22 protein-coding genes are annotated in these 23,418 nt (G+C 47.8%); 18 read left to right on the forward strand and 4 right to left on the reverse strand.

Annotated features, from left to right (window positions below; genetic code table 11):
- Positions 1-43: 43 nt before the first annotated feature.
- On the reverse strand, positions 44-1,288 hold the full coding sequence (locus tag H4O21_RS15320) for a malic enzyme-like NAD(P)-binding protein (RefSeq protein WP_182809750.1): 1,245 nt from the start codon (positions 1,286-1,288) through the stop codon (positions 44-46).
- A 241-nt stretch (positions 1,289-1,529) separates the two neighbouring features.
- On the reverse strand, positions 1,530-1,742 hold the full coding sequence (gene rpmE / locus H4O21_RS15325; RefSeq protein ID WP_182809751.1) for a 50S ribosomal protein L31: 213 nt from the start codon (positions 1,740-1,742) through the stop codon (positions 1,530-1,532).
- Between the two features lie 160 nt (positions 1,743-1,902).
- Between rpmE and H4O21_RS15330 the strand changes: the two genes are divergently transcribed.
- The 16 genes from H4O21_RS15330 (at position 1,903) to H4O21_RS15405 (ending at position 17,767) form a co-directional block, all read left to right on the forward strand.
- Complete coding sequence (locus tag H4O21_RS15330; RefSeq protein ID WP_182809752.1) at positions 1,903-4,167, forward strand: primosomal protein N'; 2,265 nt, start codon at positions 1,903-1,905, stop codon at positions 4,165-4,167.
- Between the two features lie 230 nt (positions 4,168-4,397).
- Positions 4,398-6,158, forward strand: coding sequence for an arginine--tRNA ligase (gene argS, locus H4O21_RS15335; protein ID WP_182809753.1), 1,761 nt, complete (start codon positions 4,398-4,400; stop codon positions 6,156-6,158).
- 3 nt (positions 6,159-6,161) lie between these two features.
- Positions 6,162-6,749, forward strand: coding sequence for an SPOR domain-containing protein (locus H4O21_RS15340; RefSeq protein WP_182809754.1), 588 nt, complete (start codon positions 6,162-6,164; stop codon positions 6,747-6,749).
- A gap of 243 nt (positions 6,750-6,992) precedes the next feature.
- On the forward strand, positions 6,993-7,517 hold the full coding sequence (hslV, locus tag H4O21_RS15345) for an ATP-dependent protease subunit HslV (RefSeq protein WP_182809755.1): 525 nt from the start codon (positions 6,993-6,995) through the stop codon (positions 7,515-7,517).
- A gap of 34 nt (positions 7,518-7,551) precedes the next feature.
- Positions 7,552-8,871 carry an ATP-dependent protease ATPase subunit HslU gene (gene hslU, locus H4O21_RS15350; RefSeq protein WP_182809756.1) on the forward strand — a complete coding sequence of 440 codons (1,320 nt, stop codon included), beginning with the start codon at positions 7,552-7,554 and terminating at the stop codon, positions 8,869-8,871.
- Between the two features lie 180 nt (positions 8,872-9,051).
- Positions 9,052-9,438, forward strand: a complete 387-nt coding sequence (locus H4O21_RS15355; protein ID WP_182809757.1) for a gamma-butyrobetaine hydroxylase family protein — start codon at positions 9,052-9,054, stop codon at positions 9,436-9,438.
- A gap of 134 nt (positions 9,439-9,572) precedes the next feature.
- The gene (gene ubiE / locus H4O21_RS15360; RefSeq protein ID WP_182809758.1) at positions 9,573-10,334 is read left to right on the forward strand and encodes a bifunctional demethylmenaquinone methyltransferase/2-methoxy-6-polyprenyl-1,4-benzoquinol methylase UbiE; all 762 of its coding nucleotides are present in this window, start codon (positions 9,573-9,575) and stop codon (positions 10,332-10,334) included.
- A 1-nt stretch (position 10,335) separates the two neighbouring features.
- Positions 10,336-10,977 carry a ubiquinone biosynthesis accessory factor UbiJ gene (locus H4O21_RS15365; protein ID WP_182809759.1) on the forward strand — a complete coding sequence of 214 codons (642 nt, stop codon included), beginning with the start codon at positions 10,336-10,338 and terminating at the stop codon, positions 10,975-10,977.
- 16 nt (positions 10,978-10,993) lie between these two features.
- Entirely contained in the window at positions 10,994-12,625 is a 1,632-nt protein-coding gene (gene ubiB / locus H4O21_RS15370) for a ubiquinone biosynthesis regulatory protein kinase UbiB (RefSeq protein ID WP_182809760.1), read from the forward strand.
- Between the two features lie 107 nt (positions 12,626-12,732).
- A complete protein-coding gene (locus tag H4O21_RS15375; protein WP_182809761.1) occupies positions 12,733-13,065 on the forward strand; it encodes a phosphoribosyl-ATP diphosphatase in 333 nt (110 codons plus the stop codon).
- Between the two features lie 43 nt (positions 13,066-13,108).
- Entirely contained in the window at positions 13,109-13,375 is a 267-nt protein-coding gene (tatA, locus tag H4O21_RS15380) for a Sec-independent protein translocase subunit TatA (RefSeq protein WP_182809762.1), read from the forward strand.
- 14 nt (positions 13,376-13,389) lie between these two features.
- Positions 13,390-13,821 (forward strand): Sec-independent protein translocase protein TatB, encoded by a 432-nt coding sequence (tatB, locus tag H4O21_RS15385; protein WP_182809763.1) that lies wholly within the window; start codon positions 13,390-13,392, stop codon positions 13,819-13,821.
- Between the two features lie 2 nt (positions 13,822-13,823).
- Entirely contained in the window at positions 13,824-14,609 is a 786-nt protein-coding gene (gene tatC, locus H4O21_RS15390; RefSeq protein WP_182809764.1) for a twin-arginine translocase subunit TatC, read from the forward strand.
- Between the two features lie 322 nt (positions 14,610-14,931).
- Entirely contained in the window at positions 14,932-15,705 is a 774-nt protein-coding gene (locus H4O21_RS15395) for an oxygen-binding di-iron domain-containing protein (RefSeq protein ID WP_182809765.1), read from the forward strand.
- A 47-nt stretch (positions 15,706-15,752) separates the two neighbouring features.
- A complete protein-coding gene (locus tag H4O21_RS15400; RefSeq protein WP_182809766.1) occupies positions 15,753-16,547 on the forward strand; it encodes an oxygen-binding di-iron domain-containing protein in 795 nt (264 codons plus the stop codon).
- 29 nt (positions 16,548-16,576) lie between these two features.
- Positions 16,577-17,767, forward strand: coding sequence for an HD-GYP domain-containing protein (locus tag H4O21_RS15405; protein ID WP_182809767.1), 1,191 nt, complete (start codon positions 16,577-16,579; stop codon positions 17,765-17,767).
- Positions 17,768-17,839: 72 nt separating this feature from the next.
- Here H4O21_RS15405 and elbB read toward each other — a convergent pair whose 3' ends face one another.
- Together elbB and H4O21_RS15415 are read right to left on the reverse strand one after the other, a co-directional pair.
- Positions 17,840-18,499, reverse strand: coding sequence for an isoprenoid biosynthesis glyoxalase ElbB (gene elbB / locus H4O21_RS15410; RefSeq protein ID WP_182809768.1), 660 nt, complete (start codon positions 18,497-18,499; stop codon positions 17,840-17,842).
- Between the two features lie 77 nt (positions 18,500-18,576).
- Complete coding sequence (locus tag H4O21_RS15415; RefSeq protein ID WP_182809769.1) at positions 18,577-19,386, reverse strand: sterol desaturase family protein; 810 nt, start codon at positions 19,384-19,386, stop codon at positions 18,577-18,579.
- 337 nt (positions 19,387-19,723) lie between these two features.
- Between H4O21_RS15415 and hemB the strand changes: the two genes are divergently transcribed.
- Together hemB and ppk1 are read left to right on the forward strand one after the other, a co-directional pair.
- The gene (gene hemB, locus H4O21_RS15420) at positions 19,724-20,692 is read left to right on the forward strand and encodes a porphobilinogen synthase (protein ID WP_182809770.1); all 969 of its coding nucleotides are present in this window, start codon (positions 19,724-19,726) and stop codon (positions 20,690-20,692) included.
- Between the two features lie 40 nt (positions 20,693-20,732).
- Positions 20,733-22,952, forward strand: a complete 2,220-nt coding sequence (ppk1, locus tag H4O21_RS15425) for a polyphosphate kinase 1 (protein WP_370463933.1) — start codon at positions 20,733-20,735, stop codon at positions 22,950-22,952.
- Positions 22,953-23,418: the final 466 nt, after the last annotated feature.

The raw sequence follows: 23,418 nt of genomic DNA on the forward strand, positions 1-23,418 counted from the left end.
CAGGCTGGCTCCCCACATAATTCTGTGTTACAGACAGGCTATCTTACAGAGGGTAGTGCTCAGGGTATGGCAGACGTGCTACACCAGAGTCAACCGCTGCTTTAGCTACTGCAGCAGATACTGCACCCAGCAGGCGGGAGTCCGTTGGCTTAGGAATGATGTAGTCCGGACCGAACTCCAGCTGAACACCATCGTAAGCATCGATCACTTCCTGAGTCACAGGCTCTTTCGCCAGGTCTTTGATCGCGTGTGCTGCTGCTACTTTCATCTCTTCGTTGATGCGTGCTGCACGTACGTCCAGAGCGCCACGGAAGATGAATGGGAAGCCCAGTACGTTGTTTACCTGGTTTGGATAGTCGGAACGACCTGTTGCCATGATCAGGTCATCACGGGTCGCGTTCGCCAGTTCAGGACTGATTTCCGGATCAGGGTTTGAGCAGGCGAATACAATTGGCTTAGGCGCCATTTTCGCCAGTTGCTCGGCGCTCAGCAGGTCAGGGCCGGACAGACCAACAAATACATCTGCACCGTCAATCGCATCATCCAGAGTACGCTTATCCGTATCGTTTGCAAACATCGCTTTGTACTGGTTCAGATCATCACGACCGGTGTGGATAACACCTTTACGATCCAGCATGTAGATATTTTCAGTTTTTACGCCACAGCTCACCAGCAGTTTCATACAGGCAATTGCAGCAGCACCTGCACCCAGGCATACAATGCTGGCTTCTTCGATGCGCTTACCCTGGATTTCCAGTGCGTTCAGCATGCCGGCTGCTGTTACAATTGCAGTGCCATGCTGGTCATCGTGGAATACAGGAATATCGCATTGCTCAATCAGTGTGCGTTCAATTTCAAAACACTCAGGTGCTTTGATATCTTCCAGATTGATGCCACCATAAGTGTCAGCAATACGCGCCACTGTATCAATGAAAGCCTGAGGGCTTTCTGCATTGACTTCTACATCAACAGAGTTGATGTTAGCGAAACGTTTGAACAGCAGGCTCTTGCCTTCCATGACTGGCTTACTGGCCAGTGGTCCCAGGTTACCCAGGCCCAGAATGGCACTACCGTCAGAAATTACCGCAACCAGGTTACCTTTCCCTGTGTAGCGATAGGCATTTTCAGGATCCTTTGCAATTTCGCGAACAGGCTCCGCAACACCAGGGCTGTATGCCAGGGACAGGTCACGGGCTGTTTCGGCTGGCGTGCTAATCTCAATACTCAGCTTTCCAGGAGTAGGATTAGCATGATAGTCCAGCGCGGCTTGTTTCAATGTGTCTGACATTTTTATATGTTCCGGTTGTTAGGGTTTAGCACACCAGAGCATATAGAAAAAAAACCGCACGAACAAGGCGACAAATGAACAAATGTCAAAGAACTTTTTTTACAAAAAAACGCTCGTTTTATTCTGAAAAATACTATCCAAATCAGGGTGTTGTAAAATGACTACGCAGATGCGAAAGCACTTTTTACAGGCATAAAAAAAGCACCCTTAAGGGTGCTTTTTTTATTGTTCATACAACGTATTAGCGGCTCAGGCGGCCAGCAAAACGCTGCTTGAACTTATCGATACGACCACCAGTAGAAGCCTGCTTCTGCTTACCCGTGTAGAAAGGGTGGCACTGGGAGCATACGTCAACGTGCAGATCGTTGCCCAGAGTTGAGCTCAGCTCAAACGTGTGGCCACAGGTGCAGGTTGCTTTAATTGCAGCGTATTCAGGATGGATACCTTGTTTCATGGGTAATAACCTCTATCTGGTCTGAACCGCCACCTGATCTTTTGCCAGGCACCGTTCAGGGTTATGAATAAACCGGTTAACTTACATGTTTCAGACAGTATGAGACATGTAAGAGGGTGAGGCATAATAACAGAGTTTTTCTTATAGGCAAGAGGCTTGTATGTCTTCATTATTTGAAGATGATCTTCCAGTGATTCGGGTAGCATTACCCGTTCCTTTAAGACGTTGTTTTGATTATGTTCTTCCCCCGCGTCTGCAGAACCATTATCTGCCACTGGGGGCGCGTGTCCGGGTGCCTTATCGTAACAAAGAACTGATTGGTGTCATTATGCAGCGTCAGGTAGTACCCGAAATAGAGCCTGAAAAGTTGCGCCCGGTATCCGACTTGCTGGATGACGGAGCTTTGCTCAGTGACGATCAGCTGAAACTGGCTCAATGGCTGGCCAGATATTGCCATGCACCGGTTGGTGAGGTTGTCAGTCTGATGTTGCCCCCTTTATTAAGACAGGGTGGTGTAGCCCATATTCAGGAAGAAGCCTACTGGCAGTTAACACTCAGCGGTCGCCAGCTGGACCCGGCGGATATGAAAAGGGCAACCAGACAGGCAGCGCTACTGACAGAATTACAAAAACATGAGCAACCGGTCGCGGCATCTGTCTTAAGGGCTCTGGGGTTTACTCAGAGTCAGATGACGGCTCTGGAAGATAAAGGGCTGGCCCGGTACGAGATGCAGACCCGGCAGGCACCGGAGCTGAAACAAGCGCCGAAGCGTGCAGTGCTGGCCCAGCTTTCTTTGCCCCTGAATGATGAACAGGCCCATGCCGTATCCCATGTTTCAGGATTGCTTCATTGTAATAATACCAGCCTGCTGCAGGGGGTAACGGGTAGCGGAAAAACGGAAGTCTATCTGCAGATTGCTGAAGCTGCGCTGAAAAAAGGGCAACAGGTTCTGGTTCTGGTACCTGAAATTGGTCTGGCACCTCAGACTGTAGAGCGATTCAGACAGCGTTTTTCGGTCCCTGTTCTGACATTTCATTCCGGATTGAATGATAAAGAACGTCTGGATGCCTGGTTGCTGAGTCGCAATGGTAAAGCCGGAGTCCTGATTGGTACTCGTTCTGCGGTACTGACACCTTTTAAAGATCTGGGACTGATCATTGTTGATGAAGAGCACGATGCTTCTTATAAACAGGGGGATGGCGTACGCTATTCAGCCAGGGATGCAGCCGTTGTCCGGGGGAGTATGCTATCGATTCCTGTATTACTAGGCTCCGCAACGCCATCTCTGGAGAGCTTGTATAACGCCAGGGAGGGCCGTTACAGCTGGCTGAAACTGAATCAGAGGGCGGAGAAGGCCAGTCAGTTACCAGAGGTTTATCTGCATGATATTAAGACCCGGCGTATGCAAAGTGGTCTGGATGCCGGGTTAATTCCTGTGATCAGCAGCCACCTGGAGCAGGGAGGACAGGTACTGGTGTTTATTAATCGGCGGGGGTTCTCTCCTGCACTGATGTGTCACGAATGTGGCTGGCTGGCGCAATGTGAACAGTGTGATGCCCGTATGACACTGCATAAAGAACCTCCTCGATTACATTGTCATCACTGCGACAACATTCAACCGATTCCAAAGATCTGTCCGAACTGTTTCCATGCTGAACTGAAGCCAGTTGGCAGCGGTACTGAGCGCACGGAAGAAGTACTGGAGCAGGCGTTCAGTGACTGGCCGGTTTATCGTATTGACCGGGATAGCGTCAGCAGGAAAGGAGCTATGGAAAAGGTGCTGGCAAAAATCCATACCGGTGAGCCCTGCGTGCTGGTGGGTACACAGATGCTGGCAAAAGGGCATCATTTCCCGGAAGTATCTCTGGTGGTGGTGCTTGATGCGGACGGTGGGTTTTACAGTGCCGATTTTCGTGGTCTGGAACGTATGGGACAATTGCTGACCCAGGTTGCGGGCCGGGCAGGCCGGGCCAGCCGTAGAGGGAAAGTGGTTGTGCAGACTCATCATTCTGAAGATGAACTGCTGGCTTTGCTGGCCGGACATGATTATCCGGAGTTTTCACAGCGCCTGCTGGAACAGAGAGAAGAGGGACTTCTTCCACCTTATACCTACATGGCGTTATTGCGTGCTGAATCCCATCGGGTTCAGGATGTAGACAGTTTTCTGCAGAATGTTCTCCAGACGACCCGGACATGGGGACAGCAGCCGGATATACAGCTGTCTGATGAAGTGGAGGTAACAGGCCCTATGCCTGCACCGATGGAACGTCGCAATGGCCGTTATCACATGCAGGTCTGGCTGCAATCCCCACGCCGGGCCAGTTTGCATTCCAGGCTGGATCTGCTGGTACAGGCAATTGAGGCTGAACCTCTGAGCAGGAAAGTACGCTGGTCACTGGATGTCGATCCTCAGGAGATGCTGTAGGGCGCGTTTAGGGAGAGCGACTCAGGCTGGTATGGCCTGACTGAACTGCAGATATCTTTGCTGCAATGAAAACATTAATCAGGACAAAGGCTTAGCGGGTCTCAGATGATTTGCCCAAAAATAGCTCAACTTTACGGTTAACAGCAGCAGTAATAAAGACGATAATACTCCGTTATATTTTTTAACGGGTATTGCCCTTTTCCATATTTGGTTAACAGATCCGGATCAAAATGAAAGAACATATTGCAGAATTAATTGGTGCCGCTATTGAAACCCTGAAACAGCAGGAAGTGCTGCCTGCTGATCTGACGCCGCGAATCATGGTGGAAAATACCCGTGACAAATCCCATGGTGATTTCGCAACGAACGTCGCTCTGATGCTGGCTAAACAGGCGGGTTGCGCACCTCGTGATCTGGCTCAGAAACTGGTTGATGCTCTGCCTGAGAGCGCTAATGTCACTCAGGTTGATATTGCAGGTCCGGGTTTTATTAACTTCTTTGCCAGTGCTGCGACGATCACTGCGGTAGTGGGTAAGGTACTGTCTGAGAAAGATCAATATGGCCTGAGTCAGGCGGGACAGAAGCAAAAAATCCAGGTGGAATTCGTTTCTGCTAACCCAACCGGTCCTCTGCATGTGGGGCATGGTCGTGGTGCGGCTTACGGTGCGACGGTCTCTGATCTGCTGGCTGCGGCAGGTTTCGATGTTCATCGTGAGTACTACGTGAATGATGCAGGTCGTCAGATGGATATTCTGGCAACCAGCGTGTGGCTACGTTATCTGGAAAACAATGGCGAAAGCTTTGACTTCCCAAGTAACGGCTATAAAGGTGATTATATCCGTGATATCGCCGCTAAAGTTCAGGCCCGGTTTGAAACGTCTCTGGTTAAAGCAGCGGCTGATGTTTTTGCCGGTGTACCGACTGATGAACCTCAGGGCGGTGATAAAGAAGCTCATATCGATGGTCTGATCGCGCAAGCTAAAGCCTTGCTGGGTGAAGACGGTTACGAGCAGGTCTTTGATATAGCACTGGAAGATATCCGTGGTGATATCGAAAATGATCTGGGCGAGTTTGGGGTTAAATATGAGGAATGGTTCTCCGAGCGCTCTCTGACCCGTGGTGGTGATGTTGAGGTGGCGCTGAAGAAGCTGACTGATGCGGGACATATCTATGAAGAGAACGGTGCTCAGTGGTTCCGCTCTACTGCATTTGGTGATGATAAAGATCGTTGTGTGGTTCGCGATAATGGTATGACGACTTACTTTGCGTCCGATATTGCCTACATGCACAACAAGTTTGAGCGTGGTTTTGACAAGGTGTTGTACCTGTTTGGTGCTGATCACCACGGTTACCTGCCACGACTGAAAGCGGTGTGTCAGGCGCTGGGTTATTCTCTGGATAAGCTGGACTTCCGTCTGGTACAGTTTGCCATTCTGTACCGTGGTTCCGAGCGTGTACAGATGTCCACCCGTTCCGGTTCCTTTGTGACGCTGCGTGAGCTGCGTGATGAGGTGGGTAACGATGCGGCACGTTTCTTCTACGTGAGCCGTAAGTCCGATCAGCATATGGACTTCGATCTGGATCTGGCGAAATCCCAGTCCAAAGACAATCCTGTTTACTATATTCAGTACGCTCATGCCCGTGCTTGTAGTGTCATGCGTAAGCTGGCTGAACATGACTGGAGTTTTGATCAGGCTGCAGGGCTGGCGGCACTGGAAAAACTGGACAGCGATTATGAGAAAGATCTGATGGTCGCACTGGCCCGTTACCCTGAGGTGCTGGAAAGTTGTGCTCTGAACTATGAGCCGCACGTTATGGCGCAGTATCTGAAAGATCTGGCCAGCGATTTCCACTCATGCTACAACGCGCTGAAAGTGCTGGAAGACGATGCCCAAATCCGTAATGCCCGTCTGGCTCTGGGCGAGGCTGTCCGTCAGGTGCTGGCTAATGGCCTGAAATTACTGGGCGTGAGCGCACCAGAGGAGATGTAAGTTATGAGCAGGGACTTCGCCAATAAATCATCTGCTAATCGTGCCAGTGCTTCACCTAAGCCAAAGGCACCTGATCCACAGGAGGTCGCTCAGCGTAAAGAGCTGCCTGCCTGGAGCTGGCTGATTTTTGGCGTAGTTCTTGGATTTGGTCTGGCACGCTTTCTGGATGAAGATAAACCGGTTCCGGAGATCCCTCCTGCGCCTGTAACGGAACAGGCACCGCTACCGGCACCCGCTGTCAGTGAGCAAAACAGTGACAGTGAAGAACGTAAGCGCTTTGACTTCTATAATCTGCTGCCTCAGCAGGAAGTCACTATGGAAGAAGTGCCGGAATATAAATCGACTCCGCGTGATGCGGAAAACCTGCCCAGCTACATGCTGCAGGTGGGGTCGTTTAAATCCAGAGCTGATGCGGAGCGTTTCAGCGAAGGTCTGAAGCGTAAAAAATATAGCCCTGTGATTGCTGAATCGTCTAATGGCTGGCACCGGGTTCGCATAGGTCCGTTTAAAGGGCGTCGTGAGCTGAATAAGGCTCAGAATGATATGTCCCGTTCCGGTATTCAGTCCCTGCTGATTCGTTTGCCGCAATAACAGGCAAAGTCCTGACTTTACTGCTTTGATACTTTTTTGTTGTTTCCGGGGCTGTGATTCAGTGATCACGGCCCCGTAACCCTCTGTTATCGCTTTAATCTGCTGTTATGCTCTGTTATTCACAGATGATGAGTTGAAATCTGTGGATTGAACACCATTTACTCTATCTGTTTATGGGATTTTGTTATCCCTGTTTTACAATGACAGGCAAAGGCTTTTCCTTTGCTTTGACTGGAGTATCAGATGACTACTATTGTAGCTGTGCGTCGTGATAATCAGGTGGTTTTAGCCGGAGACGGTCAGGTTTCTCTGGGCAATACAGTGATGAAAGGTAATGCCCGCAAAGTACGTCGTTTATATCGTAATCAGGTACTGGCTGGTTTTGCAGGCGGTACGGCGGACGCTTTTACCCTGTTTGAGCGATTTGAAGCGCAGCTGGAGAAGCACCAGGGTCAGCTGGTCCGTGCCGCAGTAGAAATGGCAAAAGACTGGCGTACTGACCGGGCTTTAAGACGTCTGGAAGCTATGCTGATTGTGGCAGATAAAACAGCCTCTCTGGTAATTTCAGGAACCGGAGATGTAGTTGAGCCGGAACATGGGGTTGTTGCGATTGGCTCTGGCGGTAATTTTGCTCTGGCAGCTGCTCGTGCACTGCACGAAAATACTGAACTAACTGCACTTGAAGTAGCTGAGAAAAGTCTGGAACTGGCCGGTGATATTTGTGTCTTTACCAATCACTCCCGCACTATTGAAGAACTTAGCTGGTAATCACCGGATCAACATTTAACGGAAGAGATAAATTATGTCCCAGATGACACCCCGTGAAATTGTTTCTGAACTGGATCGTTTTATTGTTGGTCAGGCCGATGCTAAGCGCTCCGTGGCTATTGCTCTGAGAAACCGCTGGCGCAGAATGCAGCTGGACCCGGATCTGAGAGCTGAAGTGACACCAAAAAATATTCTGATGATTGGCCCGACCGGTGTGGGTAAAACAGAGATTGCCCGTCGACTGGCTAAGTTATCGAATGCGCCTTTTATCAAGGTTGAAGCGACTAAATTTACTGAAGTTGGTTATGTCGGACGAGATGTTGAAACCATTATCCGTGATCTGACGGATATGGCGATGAAAATGTTGCGTGAACAGGAGATGACACGGGTACGTTTCCGGGCTGAAGAAGCTGCGGAAGAGCGTATTCTGGACGCCCTGTTGCCACCGGCTCGAGCTGGTTTTAATGAAGAGCCGGCTCGTGACAGTTCCACTCGTCAGGTTTTCCGCAAGAAACTGCGTGAAGGTGAGCTGAATGACAAAGAAATTGAGATTGATGTCGCAGCTCCTCAGGTAGGTGTTGAGATTATGGCGCCTCCTGGTATGGAGGAAATGACTAATCAGCTGCAGAGTATGTTCTCTAATCTTTCCAATGAGCGTACTAAAAAGCGCAAACTGAAAGTTAAGGATGCTCTGAAGCAGGCGACGGATGAAGAAGCGGCTAAACTGGTCAACGAAGATGAGCTGAAAACACAGGTTATTGATGCAGTTGAGCAGAACGGTATCGTCTTTATCGATGAAATTGATAAGGTAGCAAAACGCTCTGAAAGTGGTGGTGATGTGTCCCGTGAAGGGGTGCAGCGTGATCTGCTGCCATTGATCGAAGGCAGCACTGTATCCACAAAACACGGCATGGTAAAAACAGATCATATCCTGTTTATTGCTTCAGGTGCGTTCCACCTGAGTAAGCCGTCGGATCTGATTCCTGAGCTACAGGGCCGACTACCTATTCGTGTTGAGCTTCAGGCACTGACGCCGGATGACTTTAAACGTATTCTGACAGAGCCGGATGCAGCACTGACGGTTCAGTATAAAGCACTGATGCTGACGGAAGGTCTGGATATTGACTTTACAGAAGACGGTATCAGTCGTATTGCAGAAATTGCCTGGCAGGTTAATGAAGGCACTGAGAATATTGGCGCCCGTCGTTTACATACCGTAATGGAACGCTTACTGGAAGGTATCTCTTTTGCTGCCAGTGATATGACTGATAAAGTGGTGATTGATGAAGCCTATGTTAATGACCAGCTGGCAGATCTGGCAACGGATGAAGATCTGAGCCGCTTTATTCTGTAAGGGCCGGACTGGCCTGATCGGCAGAGTGTTGCAGACTGTAGCAAAGAAAAGGGTGGAGCCAGGCTTCACCCTTTTTCGTATCCAATAAACAAAACCCTATAATATTCAGGGAGAGTCGCTATGTTCTCTCTGACCTGTGTCTGATTAATGTATGGGTAAGAATACCCTGGGAGGGTCTCTGTGTCTCAATCCCGAGTGCCGGTGAAAATTAACTACCGGAAAAAAGCGAATTTGCTGGAGTTAGGTTATGCCGATGGTGAAAGCTTTGAACTGGAAGCTGAGTTTCTCCGGGTCAACTCACCCTCTGCCGAAGTGAAGGGACATGGAGAAGGCAGTGAAGTACTTCAGGTGGGCAAGAAGTACGTCACCATTACCGATATTCAGCCTGCCGGGAGTTATGCCATAAAAATCTGTTTTGATGATGGTCATGACAGCGGTCTTTTTTCCTGGGAGTATCTGTATGAAATTGGTCGTCATAAAGAGGCTTTCTGGCAGGATTATCTGAGAAGAATGAAAGAAGCTGGAGCCAGCCGGGAGCCTTTGTTTATCTCGGTGAAGCAGCTCTGATACTGTAAACGGGTGATCTGAGGTTAATTGGCTCCGATACAGATCAGTGATTTATTGCACTCTGGTCTTACAGCAAAGACAAAAGCCATTTGCCGGTTTACAATGTGCGCAATTTTTACAGTAAAGGTCCCGTCATGTCTGAAACAGATAAGGATACACAAACTACCCATTTTGGTTATCAACAGGTTAATGTCGAAGATAAAGCCGATAAAGTGGCCGATGTTTTCCATTCTGTTGCGGCTAAATATGACCTGATGAATGATCTGATGTCTATGGGTATTCATCGTCTGTGGAAGCGTATGACGATTGAAATGAGTGGCGTACGCCGGGGTAGTACCGTGCTGGATATTGCTGGTGGCACCGGTGATCTCACGCTGAAATTTTCTCGTCTGGTCGGAGCTGAAGGTAAGGTGGTGCTGGCTGATATCAACGACTCCATGTTGAAAGTTGGCCGGGATAAACTGCTGGATAGTGGTTGCAGCGGCAATGTAGAGTTTGTGCAGGCTAATGCGGAGTGTCTGCCTTTCCCTGATAATACTTTTGACTGTATTACTATTGCTTTTGGTCTGCGTAATGTGACGGATAAGGACAAGGCATTGCGTTCTATGGCTCGTATCCTTAAGCCTGGTGGCCGCCTGCTGGTGCTGGAGTTTTCGAAACCGACGAATCCGGTAATGAGCAAAATCTACGATACCTACTCATTCACGGCACTGCCTTTTATGGGCAAGTTGATCACGAATGATGCTGAGAGTTATCGTTATCTGGCTGAATCGATTCGTATGCACCCTGATCAGGAAACCCTTAAAGGTATGATGGAAGAGGCCGGGTTATCCCGAGTGGAATACCACAATATGACCAATGGTGTGGTGGCATTACACCGTGGGGTGAAGCTCTGAAATGCTGAACCATGCGATACTGGAGGTGGCTGAGCAGCTGCTGAGCCCTCTGTTGAAACGGGATCCGGTTGTGCTTAAGCAGCTTGCTGCTCTGGACGGGAAAGTACTGAGAGTGCGCTGTCTTAAACCGGACAGATCTTTTTTGATATGGCCATCGTCGCAGGGACTGCATCTGGAAACAGACCAGGATATTTCAGTTGATACTGAAATCCAGGGCACTGCTGAGCAGTTCAGCCGTTTTTTACTGGCTGATAAAGAGCTGCAGGAGCGTTTATTGTTCCAGGGGGAGTTAATACTGTCTGGTGATACCGGACTGGTGCGACAGCTCCAGGGCTCGGTTTCTTCTCTTGATCCGGATTGGGCCGGGTTTATTGAACGTGTTACCGGAACCTTGCCTGTTGCTATGATAGGGGGAATATCCAGTCGTCTGGCTGCCATCGGTCGTCAGCTGACTGCCTCCGGTCCGGCTGACTGGGCTGAATATCTGCAGGAAGAGCTGCGTGTATTACCGGGTGAGTATGAGCAGTCGCAATTTTCGCAACAGGTCAGAAAATTACGGCAAAGCAGCGAACGACTGGATGCTCGCTTACAGCGGCTGCAACAGCAGCTTGATCAGCTGAATTCCCAGTCTGCCTGTCGTTAATGTTATCGGAGTCATTGTGTCCCGCCTTCGTCGTTTATTAAAAATTCTGTTCGTTATCAGTCGTTATCGGCTGGATAGTCTTATTCCAGTTGATCGTTTGCCCTGGCTGGTGGCTTTACTGTTACGTTATTCTCCTGTGAAACTGGTACCCATCGGTGAACTTTCCCGAGGCGCACGCCTGAGAATGGCACTGGAAGAACTGGGGCCTATCTTTGTCAAATTTGGCCAGATGCTGTCTACCCGCAGAGATCTGCTGCCGGATGATATTGCAGATGAACTGAAAAAACTGCAGGATCAGGTGCCGCCGTTTGACAGTGCTGTTGCTGTTCGGGAAATTGAACAGGCCCTGGGGTTGCCGGTGACGGAACTCTTTTCTGAATTTGATCGGGAGCCTATGGCTTCGGCTTCTATTGCTCAGGTTCATGCTGCGACACTGCATAGCGGTGAAAAGGTTGTAGTCAAAGTCATACGTCCGGGAATCAAAAAGATTCTGCGTAAGGATATCAAACTATTGTATACCCTGGCCCGCGTGCTCGAACAGTGGGTACCGGATGCCCACCGTTTGCATCCGGTGGATATCGTAGCGGATTATGAATCGACTTTGTTTGATGAACTGGATCTGCAGAAAGAAGCGGCTAATACGTCCCAGCTGAAGCGTAACTTTGAAGGATCTCCGGCACTTTATGTCCCTCAGGTTCACTGGGAGCTGACTCGTCGGAATGTCATGGTACAGGAGCGTATTTATGGTATTCCTGTGGCTGAAGTGGATACTCTGATTGCACATGGCGTTGATATGAAAAAGCTGGCGGAACGAGGTGTGGAGGTATTCTTCACCCAGGTGTTTCGTGATAACTTTTTCCATGCGGATATGCATCCGGGCAATATCTTTATTTCCTTTGATCACCCTCATGATCCTCAGTACATCGGTATCGATTGCGGCATCGTGGGCAGTTTGTCAGAAGAGGATCAGCATTATCTGGCGCGGAATCTGCTTGCGTTCTTCCGGCAGGATTATTATGAAGTTGCCCGGCTGCATATTGAATCTGGCTGGGTTGGAGAAGGCACTAAGGTTAATGAGTTTGCGACAGCGATTCGTGCGGTATGTGAACCCATTTTCGAAAAACCGCTGAAAGAGATCTCCTTTGGCCAGGTGTTACTGGGGCTGTTCCAGACAGCAAGACGATACAACATGGAAGTACAACCTCAGCTGGTACTTCTGCAGAAGACATTGCTGAATATTGAGGGCTTAGGTCGTCAGCTATATCCTGAGCTGGATTTGTGGAGTACAGCTAAGCCCTATCTGGAAGGCTGGATGAAGCAGCGTATGGGGCCAAAAGGCGTCTGGCAAAATATCAGGACACGTTTTCCAGGCTGGATGGAGCAGATGCCTGAAGTACCTGAACTGGTATACGGTGCTCTGGATCAGGCCCGAAGGGTTGAAGAACGCCAGCAACGTCAGCAGGAGCTTCTGGTACGCATTGCTGAAGCTTCTGAAAAAAGAGGGCGTATTACCTCAGCCTCTCTGGGCTGGTTGCTGATTCTGGTCGCTTTGTTATCTGCTGCTGAGGGCTGGCAATGGCTGGCAGAGTTGCCTTTTTACTCGCAATTATTACTGGTGGCGGGAGCAATCCTGTTAGCGCGGCGCTGATCATAGCGGAGTAATGATCTGATGCAATAGCCGTGGCGGATGAATTTTATTATGCTAGTGAACCCTGCTCGTCAGGGCAGAATAAACAGTAACAGAGGTTGAGTCCGATGAGCGATGTACTGCAACAGTTAGGTGATATTCTGGAACAACGCCGTCATGGTGATCCAGAATCCTCCTATGTTGCTAAATTACACCATAAGGGATTGAACAAAATCCTGGAAAAGGTAGGTGAAGAAGCGACAGAAACCATTATTGCTGCCAAAGATGCTCAGCATAGTGGTGATCACTCTGACGTAATTTATGAAACTGCAGATCTGTGGTTTCATAGTCTGGTTGCATTGTCTCATCTGGGAGAATCTCCGCAGGCAGTACTGGACGAACTGGCACGTCGCTTTGGTATGTCAGGACTTGAAGAAAAAGCATCACGACAGAAATCATAAAATCAGCACGGCAGGGTCGTCTGAATAAACTGGGAGACATTGTATGTTAGGTGGTATCAGCATTTGGCAGTTACTGATTGTTCTGGGCATTATTATTCTGATTTTCGGAACTAAAAAGCTGAGAAATATTGGTGGCGATCTGGGTGGTGCAGTAAAAGGTTTCAAAGAAGCCATGAACAACCCGGATGGCGATGATGATAAAGAGGGTAAGGACAAAGACAAAGCTGCTGCTACTGCTCAGACTTCTATTGAAAAGAAGGAGTCTGATGTGATTGAGGGAACAGCTGAAAAAACTGAACAGAGAAAATAATATGAGCCCTGATCATGTTTGATATCGGCTTTTTTGAGTTAATAGTCATAGGTGTTCTGGCGCTATTGGTCCTTGGACCAGAGCGCTTGCCTAAGGCGGCCCGGACGACCGGGGTCTGGATTGGGCGTATCAAGCAGAGCTTCAGCGCCATTCAGCAGGAAGTTAACCAGCAGTTACACATGGAAGAGATGCAACGGCAGCTGGATGAGAACCGTCAAAAACTGGAAGAGACATTGCGTAAGCAGGAGCAGATGATGACGGATAGCAAGCCACCTGAAGCTCCCGCCGGAGATCCGGATAGCAGACCGTCTGTTTCTTCTCCGGCAGATCAGGCTGTTGCTTCTCATGATGTGGCTTCAGGTCAATCATCTTCTGCTCCTGTGCAGACTTCATCGAAGATGGACGATAGCTTGTTCGGATCGACACCTTCGGAGCGAAAAGGGTAACTATGAGTCAGACAGAATCTCCGCAGCTGCCGCCGGTTAATGATGATACAGCCAGGCATGCCCCTCTGGTTGAGCACCTGATTGAACTGAGAGGGCGCCTGCTAAGGGCTGTTTTAGCCATTCTGATCATTTTCGTTGGTATGTATCCTTTTGCTAACGAGCTTTATATGATCGTCTCTGAGCCTTTACGTGCCTTGCTGCCGGAAGGTACTCAGATGATTGCCACAGAAGTAGCTTCTCCATTTCTTGCGCCATTTAAACTGACGCTGGTACTGGCACTATTTGCTGCTGTGCCTTATGTCCTGTTCCAGGCGTGGAGCTTTATTGCTCCCGGTTTATATCAGCATGAGAAAAAAATTGCGGTGCCTCTGCTGGCATCCAGTATTTTTCTCTTTTATGCCGGTGCAGTATTTGCCTACTATGTTGTCTTTCCGATCATTTTTGCTTTTTTCACTCAGGCAGGGCCTGGTGATGTAGCTGTTATGACGGATATCAACTCCTACCTGAACTTTGTGCTGAAGCTGTTTTTTGCTTTTGGTGTTGCTTTTGAAATACCTGTGGCGACCTTTATTCTGATCTGGACAGGTATAACAACAGTAGAATCATTATCTGCAAAGCGCCCTTATGTGGTCATAGCCTGCTTCGTAGTCGGTATGTTACTAACCCCTCCTGATGTAATCTCCCAGACATTGCTTGCTCTGCCCATGTGGGTATTGTATGAGCTGGGTATTCTGATGGGGCGCATGGTTAAGCGTTCAGAGCAGAAACAGGATGATAAGCAGGTCTGAGTACCTGCTTTTTTTCTGCGCTTAAAGTACCGGCTATGCCGGGTTTGCTATCATTTCTGTAAGATATTTCCGATTCCCTCTTCTTTTTGTTCCAGATCAAGAAAAAACTATCCCCATTGGTTTTAAATGGTTTTTTTATACGAGTACTGAGTAAAAGCGCTGACTGGTACAGGGGCTTTGATCCTGATGGATTTTTATTTTAAGCGACATCGTATGTCCTGACTGGATTTCAGTACGCTCTGATACGGTAGTATCGGAAGTCATGATCGGGTAGTGTTGATATCCGGAACAAAATTATTGTTAACATAGGATGTTTTTGATCATGGTTGATCAGAGCAAGATCCTCTATGAGGATGATGAGCACCAGGTTATCTGGTTCGGATGGGAAGATCATGAACATGAATCGCTGGTTCAGTCGAATCAGTTATTGGTTGTGAGTGGCGATAATGCTTATCTGTTTGATCCGGGTGGTGCGTTTATTTTTTCAGAAGTAGCGGCTGAAGTGAGTAAGTATATTTCTCTGAATCAGATCCGTTATATTCTGGCTACACATCAGGATCCTGATGTACTGTCCTCTATTACCCTGTGGCTGAAAGCAACAAACGCTCGTCTTCTGGTGTCCAGGCTCTGGATTCGTTTTGTGTCACACTTTGGTTTCAGTGACAACTCTCGTCTGATTCCTATTGAGGATCACGGTAAACAGATCCGTTTGGAAGCCGGGCAGTTCATACAGTTATTGCCAGCCCACTTCCTGCATAGTGAAGGGAACTTCTGTTTTTACGATACTTGCTCAAAAACGCTGTTCTCCGGTGATATTGGGGCGGCTGTTTTCCCACCAGGAGAGCGCTACCTTTCGGTGACTGACTGGGATAAGCAGGTTGGTTATATGGAAGGTTTTCATCGACGCTATATGGGGAATAATGTTGCGTTACGGCGTTGGGTTCAGAGTGTCAGAGGGCTGGATATTGAGCGAATTGTTCCTCAGCATGGGGCCATTATTCCAAAAGAATATGTGAATAATTTTTTTGACTGGCTGGAGCAGCTAGAGTGCGGTACAGATCTGATCGATCAGATCTATGATAATGCTCTGGCCTGATTTGAAGTGCGTTGACCTGTCAATAAATATAACAATGAGGTGTGCCGATGGATCAGCAGATAACGCGTGTAGAAGAAAGCCGGATACTGTTTGAAGATGATGAGCATCAGGTCGTCTGGTTTGGCTGGGAGGAAGCCGAAGGGGCTGATTCCTTTGTTCAGACTAATCAGTGTCTGGTCGTCAATCATGACAAAGGGTATCTGTTTGACCCGGGAGGAACCTATGTTTTCCACCATGTACTGGAAAACATCATGAAGGTAATCAATCCCCGGCAGATCCGCTATTTGTTTGCTACTCATCAGGACCCGGATGTGTGCTCATCGATACCTTACTGGATGAAGACTACTGATGCTGATCTGATGATTTCTCGTCTCTGGTTACATTTTGTCTCTCATTTTGGTTTGGAAGATGTCAGCCGGGTAACCCCTGTGCCTGATGGCGGTGGCAGGATTAAGCTGGATAGCGGTGATTATATTGCCATGATTCCAGCCCACTTTTTGCATAGTGAGGGAAACTTCAGTATTTATGACAGCCGCTCAGGTATTCTTTTTTCAGGGGATATAGGCGCTGCTATTTTCCCATCAGGTGAGCGTTATCTGATGGTTGATGACTTTGATCATCACCTGAAATATATGGAAGGTTTCCATAAACGTTACATGCATAGTAATCAGGTATGTGCTCGTTGGGTTGAATTAGTTCGCCAGTTGGATATCAGAATGATTGTTCCTCAGCATGGTGCTATTTTCCCTCAGGAGCAAGTAGAAAACTTCCTGAGCTGGTTTAGCGAACTCAGGTGCGGTGGTGATTATATTGATAAAATCTACCGTGATGAGCGATTTTAAACAGGTCCGGCAGGACAGGATGAATGCCTATGATCATGAAAGATTTTGAACTCAGTTCCATTGTTGCCCAGGATATTAAACTGAATGAGCCTGTGCCCTGGCCGGTTTATGATGAGTTTGGTAAGTTATTGATGGCAAAGGGATCTGTTATCAGAACTGAACGACAAAGGGATATTCTGATTCGAGTCGGTCTTTTCGCCAGAGAAGTTGAAGAAGATGAGAATGACAAAGACAAGGATCTGAAGCCAGTAACGTTTAATCGGGCTGTGAACCCTTTTGCTGAATTCGATGATCTCTGCCTGCGCCTGTCTGAGTTGTTTCAGTACATTGAGAAGAAAAAAGATCCTGGCGATGGTGTTATTTACAAGCGAACTATTGCCATTGTGACCTATCTGCAGGGGCTGGTCGCCCATGATGCGGATGCTATGATAGGGGCTGTCCATCTGATGGATAATTTTCCCTATCATATTCTGCATCCCATTCAGAGTGCTATTTTGTGTGAAGTGATTGCTTCACGGCTGGATGTGGATCAGGAGCGACGGTTGTCTATGCTGGCGGCGGCACTAACCAGTAATATTTCGATGAATCCATATCAGGTTAAATTGCATCAGCAGCGTAAACCTCTGACAGAACAGCAACGTTCAGTGATTGAAAAGCATCCGGATGTCAGTGCTGCGATGCTGGCATCTGCAGGTATTGATGATGCCCATTGGCTTAAGCTGGTACGTTGTCACCATGAAAGACCTGATGGTACTGGTTATCCCAGAAGACTCAAAGCAGAGGCTCTGTCTCTGGAAGCTAAGATTATTGCTCTTTCCGATGTTTATTGTGCCATGGTTACGCCAAGGCCTTATCGTCCCCCGGTATCTTATAAAGATACTTTGAGAGAACTTTTTGTTGAGCGGGGCCGTACTGTAGATGAAAAGCTGACGACAATTTTTGTACATGAACTGGGACTGTACCCCCCCGGAGTGTATGTGAAACTTCAGAATGGTGAGCTGGCTGTGGTTGTCGGGCGTACAGATAGTCCGAAAGAGCCTCTGGTCGCCAGCGTTCGAAAATCAGATGGTAATGTTTTTCTGAATCCCAGACGACGGAATACTGAAGCTGTTGAGTTCTCAATTCGGGCGACATGCAATAGCAAGGATAAAGTGGCTGTCAACCCGGCAACTTTATGGGGTATACAGGCGTTAAAAGTATCCAAGAAACCGATTTGCTGATATTCATTGCTTGATGATAGCCGGTATGGCATCAGATAAGCCCGGTTTGATACCAGGCTCATCTGATCTGGCTTATCCTGCCATATCGAGAACTTTATCCACCAGCTTAAAGATACCTTTTGCCGCATCAGAAATACGGTTGGCTTCCATATACGCGGGGGTTGTTACTACTCTGTGTTCATGATCAATTACAATCTCATCGACATTGCAGCTAATATGCACGCCTCCCATACGGTCAATTTCACCGGCTGTGGCTGCATCGTGTCCAATTGTACAGCTAACGCCTGCATTCAGTATTCTGGGAATCAGTGCCGGCGCAATACATACCAGTCCAATGGGCTTTTTCTGACTATGAAAGCTTTGTAACAGTTCTGAGAACTCAGGTCGGATTCTGCAACCGGAACCCTCCACGGCAAAGTCAGACAGATTTTTGGCAACACCGAAGCCGCCAGGCACTATCACTGCGTCAAAATCATCAGCCCTGGCTTCAGTCAGAGGGCTGACCTGGCCCCGGTTAATCCGGCTGGCCTCCGTCAGAACATTGCGTTTTTCTTCCATCGGTTCGCCGGTGAGGTGATTGATCACGTGCATCTGTTCTGTATCCGGAGCGAAGCAGGTAACTTCGGCATCCTGCTGGTCCAGTCTGAGCATGGTCAGGGCTGTTTCATAAATTTCTGCGCCGTCAAAGACACCGCAGCCTGAGATAACAACAGCAATTTTTTTATTCTGCATATAGTGTGCTCCTGCATAGTTCTGTAAATATTATCAGGCTTCTGAACCGGTCTGATCTTCAATCAGAGAACATGTAATCATGTCTGATGTTTATGCTCCACAGGCTGTTTTAGTGCAGCTCCCAGTATCCAGAGTAGACGATTTACCGGAAGATGCTGACTGCCTGGCTGGCCGATGTGCATTTTTTCATGCCCGAGAGAAGGGTGGGGAATATAGCTGTTGAACCAGCGGTCCCAGATGCTCAGGTTGAAACCAAAGTTATGGTGCATTTCCTGAATATCCGTTGAATGATGTACTCTGTGCATATCCGGAGTGATAATGAATTTACGTAAAGTCTGGTCTGTTTTCCGGGGAATAGCCAGATTAGAGTGGTTAAATAGTGCCATGCTGTTCAGAATGACTTCGAACAGAATGACTGCCATAACCGGCGCACCGATAATCAGAATAGCCAGATTCTTGATTAAGATGGACAGAAAAATTTCTATCGGATGGAACCTGAGGGCTGTGGATAGATCATAATCAGGATCGTAGTGATGTACTCTGTGTAGATTCCATAATACCGGAATTCGGTGAAACATCCGGTGTTGCCAGTAAATAACGCCATCCAGTATGACAATACTGAGAGCCATGCTCAGCCACCAGGGCAGTGACAGTAGATTCAGTAACCCTGTTTGTTCAGAGGCCGCCCACCCGGCAACGGATACCGGCAGAATAAAAGCGGGCAATAGTCTGACTACAAAACTGCCAAGTGCAACGATGGAAAAGTTGGTTATCCATCTTGAGAGTAAGGAATGCTGCAGCTGGCGTCTGGGCCATCGCCATTGAGCTATTGCCAGAATCAGGACCATAGCCAGAAAAACAGAAATTCTTATACCTGCATCACCCATCAAATGTGCTCCTGTGTCCGCTCTGGTGGGGTTATTATGAAAGATTATGTTCTGAATACGATACTTGCCTTTAGTCAGATGTCTTGATTTTATCCTGAGCTGGCGGGACTATAGGCACACTTAAAATTCAGAGGATTATCGGGCAATCGGTCAGCTAAAGACGGTTACGAGCTTTATGACATTGCTAATAGTCTGATTTATAACCACTCTGCCTGAAGTGAAATATTTTTGTCATCTGATTGGCTGATACTTTGTAACAGGCAGGTTAATCTCCTTTTTTATCGGAGTGCCCAGAATAGTGTTTAACCCAGGACAACGTTTATTTCCGGCAGCTCGTATGCGCCGTATGCGTGCAGATGATTTCTCTCGCCGTTTAATGAGAGAAAATCATCTGAGTGTGGATGATCTGATTTATCCGGTTTTTGTGCTGGATGGTGAAGATCGCAGGGAGGCTGTGCCATCAATGCCTGGCGTTGAGCGTATGAGCCTTGATCTTCTGCTGAAAGAGGCTCGGGAGCTGGTCGCTCTGGGAATTCCTGCTATTGCTTTATTTCCCGTTTTATCCCAGGACGTTAAAACAGAATTTGCAGAAGAAGCCTATAATGCCGGTGGTCTGGTACAGAGAGCGGTCAAAGCTCTGAAAGATCAGCATCCGGAGCTTGGAATCATTACTGATGTTGCCCTGGATCCATACACGATTCATGGCCAGGATGGCATTATTGATGAGAATGGTTATGTGCTGAATGACAGAACGGTCGAAACACTGGTTAAGCAGGCTTTATCTCATGCAGAAGCTGGCGCCGATGTTGTTGCCCCGTCCGATATGATGGATGGGCGTATTGGTCAGATTCGGCAAGTACTGGAGCAGGAAAATCTGGTCAATACCAGAATTCTGGCTTATTCAGCAAAATATGCTTCCAGCTATTACGGACCATTCCGTGATGCGGTTGGCTCTGCATCTAATCTGGGTAAGGGAAATAAGTTCAGCTACCAGATGGACCCGGCTAATTCCGATGAAGCGCTGCATGAAGTGGCACTGGATCTGGCTGAAGGTGCTGATATGGTTATGATTAAACCTGGTATGCCATATCTGGATATCGTCCATAGGGTGAAAAATGAATTAAAAGTGCCTACCTTTGTTTATCAGGTAAGTGGTGAATATGCCATGCATATGGCAGCTTTCCAGAATGGCTGGTTGTCAGAAGAGGCTGTTACTCTGGAATCGCTGATGTGCATTAAGCGGGCCGGAGCAGATGGTATTCTGACCTACTTTGCGAAGCGGGCAGCTATATTGCTACAAGACTGATAAACACGGGTGGGTTTATTCCGTTATATGGAGAGTAAACATGGATCAGACCAGCCAGTCGGCAACACCCGTAACTATTCATGATGATGCCGCTATGGCTGACGGTAGTACGGGGCGTCCTATTTTGAGAATTAACCGATCCGAAAGTGGTACTCGAGGGAAAACGGCTGAGGATACGGATAGCGTTGTTAATCTGGATAGTCCCGATCTTTATATTAATCGTGAATTGAGCCATCTTCAGTTTAATATCCGGGTACTTGAACAGGCGTTGGATACATCGCATCCGTTACTGAACCGGTTGATGTTCTTGCTGATCTTCAGTAGCAACCTGGATGAGTTTTTTGAAATTCGGGTCGCAGGCCTCATGCGTCAGGTCGCATTCAGTAGGGAAAAAAGTGAGGCTGATGGACTGATGCCGCAGGATGTTCTGCGCCAGATCAGTGATATCTGTCATGCGGAAATTGAGCGCCAGTACAGTATTCTGAATGATCAGCTGATCCCCGCAATGGAAGAAGAAGGCATAGGGTTCCTACGGCGTACAGACTGGAGTAAAGCTCAGGCTGCCTGGGTTGCCGATTTTTTCCATAATCAGATCCAGCCTATTATCAGTCCGATTGGACTGGATCCGTCTCATCCTTTTCCAAGGTTGGTGAATAAGAGTCTGAACTTTATTGTTGCGCTGGAGGGTAAAGATGCTTTTGGTCGAGAAGGTGGTCTGGCTATCATTCCTGCACCACGTTCTTTACCTCGTCTGATCCGGGTGCCGGATGAGATCAGTAAAGAAGGGGATAATTTTGTTTTCCTGTCTTCTATGATTCATGCGCATGCTGAAGAGCTTTTCCCGGGAATGAAAGTTAAGGGCTGTTATCAGTTCCGGTTAACCCGTAATGCTGACATGATTGTTGATCCGGAAGAGGTCAGTGATCTGGCCAGCGCATTGAGAGGAGAGCTGTTATCCCGTCGGTATGGTGATGCTGTCCGTCTTGAAGTGGTGGATAACTGTCCTGAGGCATTGATTAATGTGCTTCTGGAGCAGTTCGGGCTGACTGAGCAGGAGTTGTATAAAGTGAACGGGCCGGTAAACCTGACTCGTTTGATGGCGGTAATGGGGGAAGTTGACCGACCAAATTTGATGTATCCGCCATTCACTCCCGGAACAGCTAAGCCACTACGTCGTGGCAACAGTATTCTGGAAGCGATGAGTCAGAACGATATTTTGTTACAGCATCCATTTGAATCTTTTACGCCTATTATTGATTTGCTACGGGAAGCAGCTCGAGATCCGGATGTGCTGGCAATAAAGCAAACACTTTATCGAACCGGATCTGATTCAGAGATTGTTGATGCTCTGGTTGATGCTGCCCGCAATGGTAAAGAGGTTACTGTCGTTGTTGAGCTGAGAGCCCGTTTTGATGAAGCAGATAACCTTCAGCTTGCCAGCCGCTTACAGGAAGCCGGTGCTGTTGTTATCTATGGAGTGGTGGCTTATAAAACCCACGCGAAAATGATGCACATTGTGCGTCGTGAAGGGAATAATATTCGGCATTATGCTCATCTGGGCACAGGTAATTATCATGCTAAAACGGCTAAGCTCTATACTGACTATAGCTTTCTGACCAGTGACTCCCATTTATGTGAAGATGTTCATAAAGTTTTTCTTCAGTTATCCGGTATGGGTAAGACATTGAATATGAAGAAGCTGCTGCATGCGCCTTTTACATTACAGAAAACTCTGGTTGAGAAGATTGATCGTGAAATTGAGCTTGCACAGCAGGGTAAGCCTGCCCGTCTTATCTTTAAGTGTAATTCTCTTACTGACCCTAAGACGATTAAAGCATTGTATCGTGCATCTCAGGCAGGTGTTGAATGCAATCTGATCATTCGTGGCATGTGTTGTTTACGGCCGGGAATAGAAGGTGTCTCTGATAATATTCAGGTGCGTTCAATTATTGGCCGTTTTCTGGAACATACCCGGGTATATTATTTCCAGAATGATGGTAATGATGAGGTGTTCTGTGCCAGCGCAGATTTGATGGAGCGTAATCTTTATAAGCGTGTGGAAACCTGTTTCCCTGTTTCATCTAAAAAGCTGGCGCAGAGAGTCAAAAATGATCTGGAGACATATCTGTTGGATAATTGCCAGAGCTGGCAGCTTCAGTTGGATGGACATTATTTACCCGCTCAGGCGGATCGCCCGGAAGATGCTGAAGAAATCAGTGCACAGGAAACATTGTTGGATGCTTATGCTCAGCAGAGTTAGCAATCTCATGTGGTAAGTCATACTGAATAGCTGTCAAAGCCCTGCGATGCGGGGCTTTGTCGTGCTTTTGCTAACCCTCTGATTTCCCTGCTTTTGCTGCTCGTTTCAGGGCTGCTGTAACTTTTTTACAAAAAATGCACTTATTTTTGCTCAGGGGGTTGTACTCTGCTTCCGGGTGCGTATAATACGCCCTCGCTGTGACGGGGTGACCCGATGAGCAGCAGTAACCAATTGTTTTTACTGAGTTTTACTTTTAAGTCTCTCTCAGGTTCTTTTTCCTCTTCTCAGGAAGAGTAGGAAAAAGATTAAAAAAATGATTGACTCTGAGGTCTGCTTCTGTAAAATACGCAGCCTCGGTTGAGCGAGACGAGTTCATCGCTTAGCCTGCTCTTTAAAAATTCAGTCAGATAATTCGTGTGGGCGCTTGCTGTGATGGTCTGTGAAAAGTCACAAGATTATCAGAGTA

This window comes from Oceanospirillum sediminis, assembly GCF_014164585.1.
In the GTDB taxonomy this organism is placed as follows: domain Bacteria; phylum Pseudomonadota; class Gammaproteobacteria; order Pseudomonadales; family Halomonadaceae; genus Oceanospirillum; species Oceanospirillum sediminis.

Coding starts and splice junctions, on each gene's coding strand:
- hslV (WP_182809755.1), top strand. CDS start 6,993: ATGACTACTATTGTAGCTGTGCGTCGTGATAATCAGGTGGTTTTAGCC.
- tatC (WP_182809764.1), top strand. CDS start 13,824: ATGAGTCAGACAGAATCTCCGCAGCTGCCGCCGGTTAATGATGATACA.
- argS (WP_182809753.1), top strand. CDS start 4,398: ATGAAAGAACATATTGCAGAATTAATTGGTGCCGCTATTGAAACCCTG.
- rpmE (WP_182809751.1), bottom strand. CDS start 1,742: ATGAAACAAGGTATCCATCCTGAATACGCTGCAATTAAAGCAACCTGC.
- H4O21_RS15375 (WP_182809761.1), top strand. CDS start 12,733: ATGAGCGATGTACTGCAACAGTTAGGTGATATTCTGGAACAACGCCGT.
- ppk1 (WP_370463933.1), top strand. CDS start 20,733: ATGGATCAGACCAGCCAGTCGGCAACACCCGTAACTATTCATGATGAT.
- tatA (WP_182809762.1), top strand. CDS start 13,109: ATGTTAGGTGGTATCAGCATTTGGCAGTTACTGATTGTTCTGGGCATT.
- H4O21_RS15365 (WP_182809759.1), top strand. CDS start 10,336: ATGCTGAACCATGCGATACTGGAGGTGGCTGAGCAGCTGCTGAGCCCT.
- H4O21_RS15405 (WP_182809767.1), top strand. CDS start 16,577: ATGATCATGAAAGATTTTGAACTCAGTTCCATTGTTGCCCAGGATATT.
- H4O21_RS15400 (WP_182809766.1), top strand. CDS start 15,753: ATGGATCAGCAGATAACGCGTGTAGAAGAAAGCCGGATACTGTTTGAA.
- elbB (WP_182809768.1), bottom strand. CDS start 18,499: ATGCAGAATAAAAAAATTGCTGTTGTTATCTCAGGCTGCGGTGTCTTT.
- hslU (WP_182809756.1), top strand. CDS start 7,552: ATGTCCCAGATGACACCCCGTGAAATTGTTTCTGAACTGGATCGTTTT.
- H4O21_RS15340 (WP_182809754.1), top strand. CDS start 6,162: ATGAGCAGGGACTTCGCCAATAAATCATCTGCTAATCGTGCCAGTGCT.
- tatB (WP_182809763.1), top strand. CDS start 13,390: ATGTTTGATATCGGCTTTTTTGAGTTAATAGTCATAGGTGTTCTGGCG.
- hemB (WP_182809770.1), top strand. CDS start 19,724: ATGCGCCGTATGCGTGCAGATGATTTCTCTCGCCGTTTAATGAGAGAA.
- ubiE (WP_182809758.1), top strand. CDS start 9,573: ATGTCTGAAACAGATAAGGATACACAAACTACCCATTTTGGTTATCAA.
- H4O21_RS15330 (WP_182809752.1), top strand. CDS start 1,903: ATGTCTTCATTATTTGAAGATGATCTTCCAGTGATTCGGGTAGCATTA.
- H4O21_RS15320 (WP_182809750.1), bottom strand. CDS start 1,288: ATGTCAGACACATTGAAACAAGCCGCGCTGGACTATCATGCTAATCCT.
- H4O21_RS15415 (WP_182809769.1), bottom strand. CDS start 19,386: ATGGGTGATGCAGGTATAAGAATTTCTGTTTTTCTGGCTATGGTCCTG.
- H4O21_RS15395 (WP_182809765.1), top strand. CDS start 14,932: ATGGTTGATCAGAGCAAGATCCTCTATGAGGATGATGAGCACCAGGTT.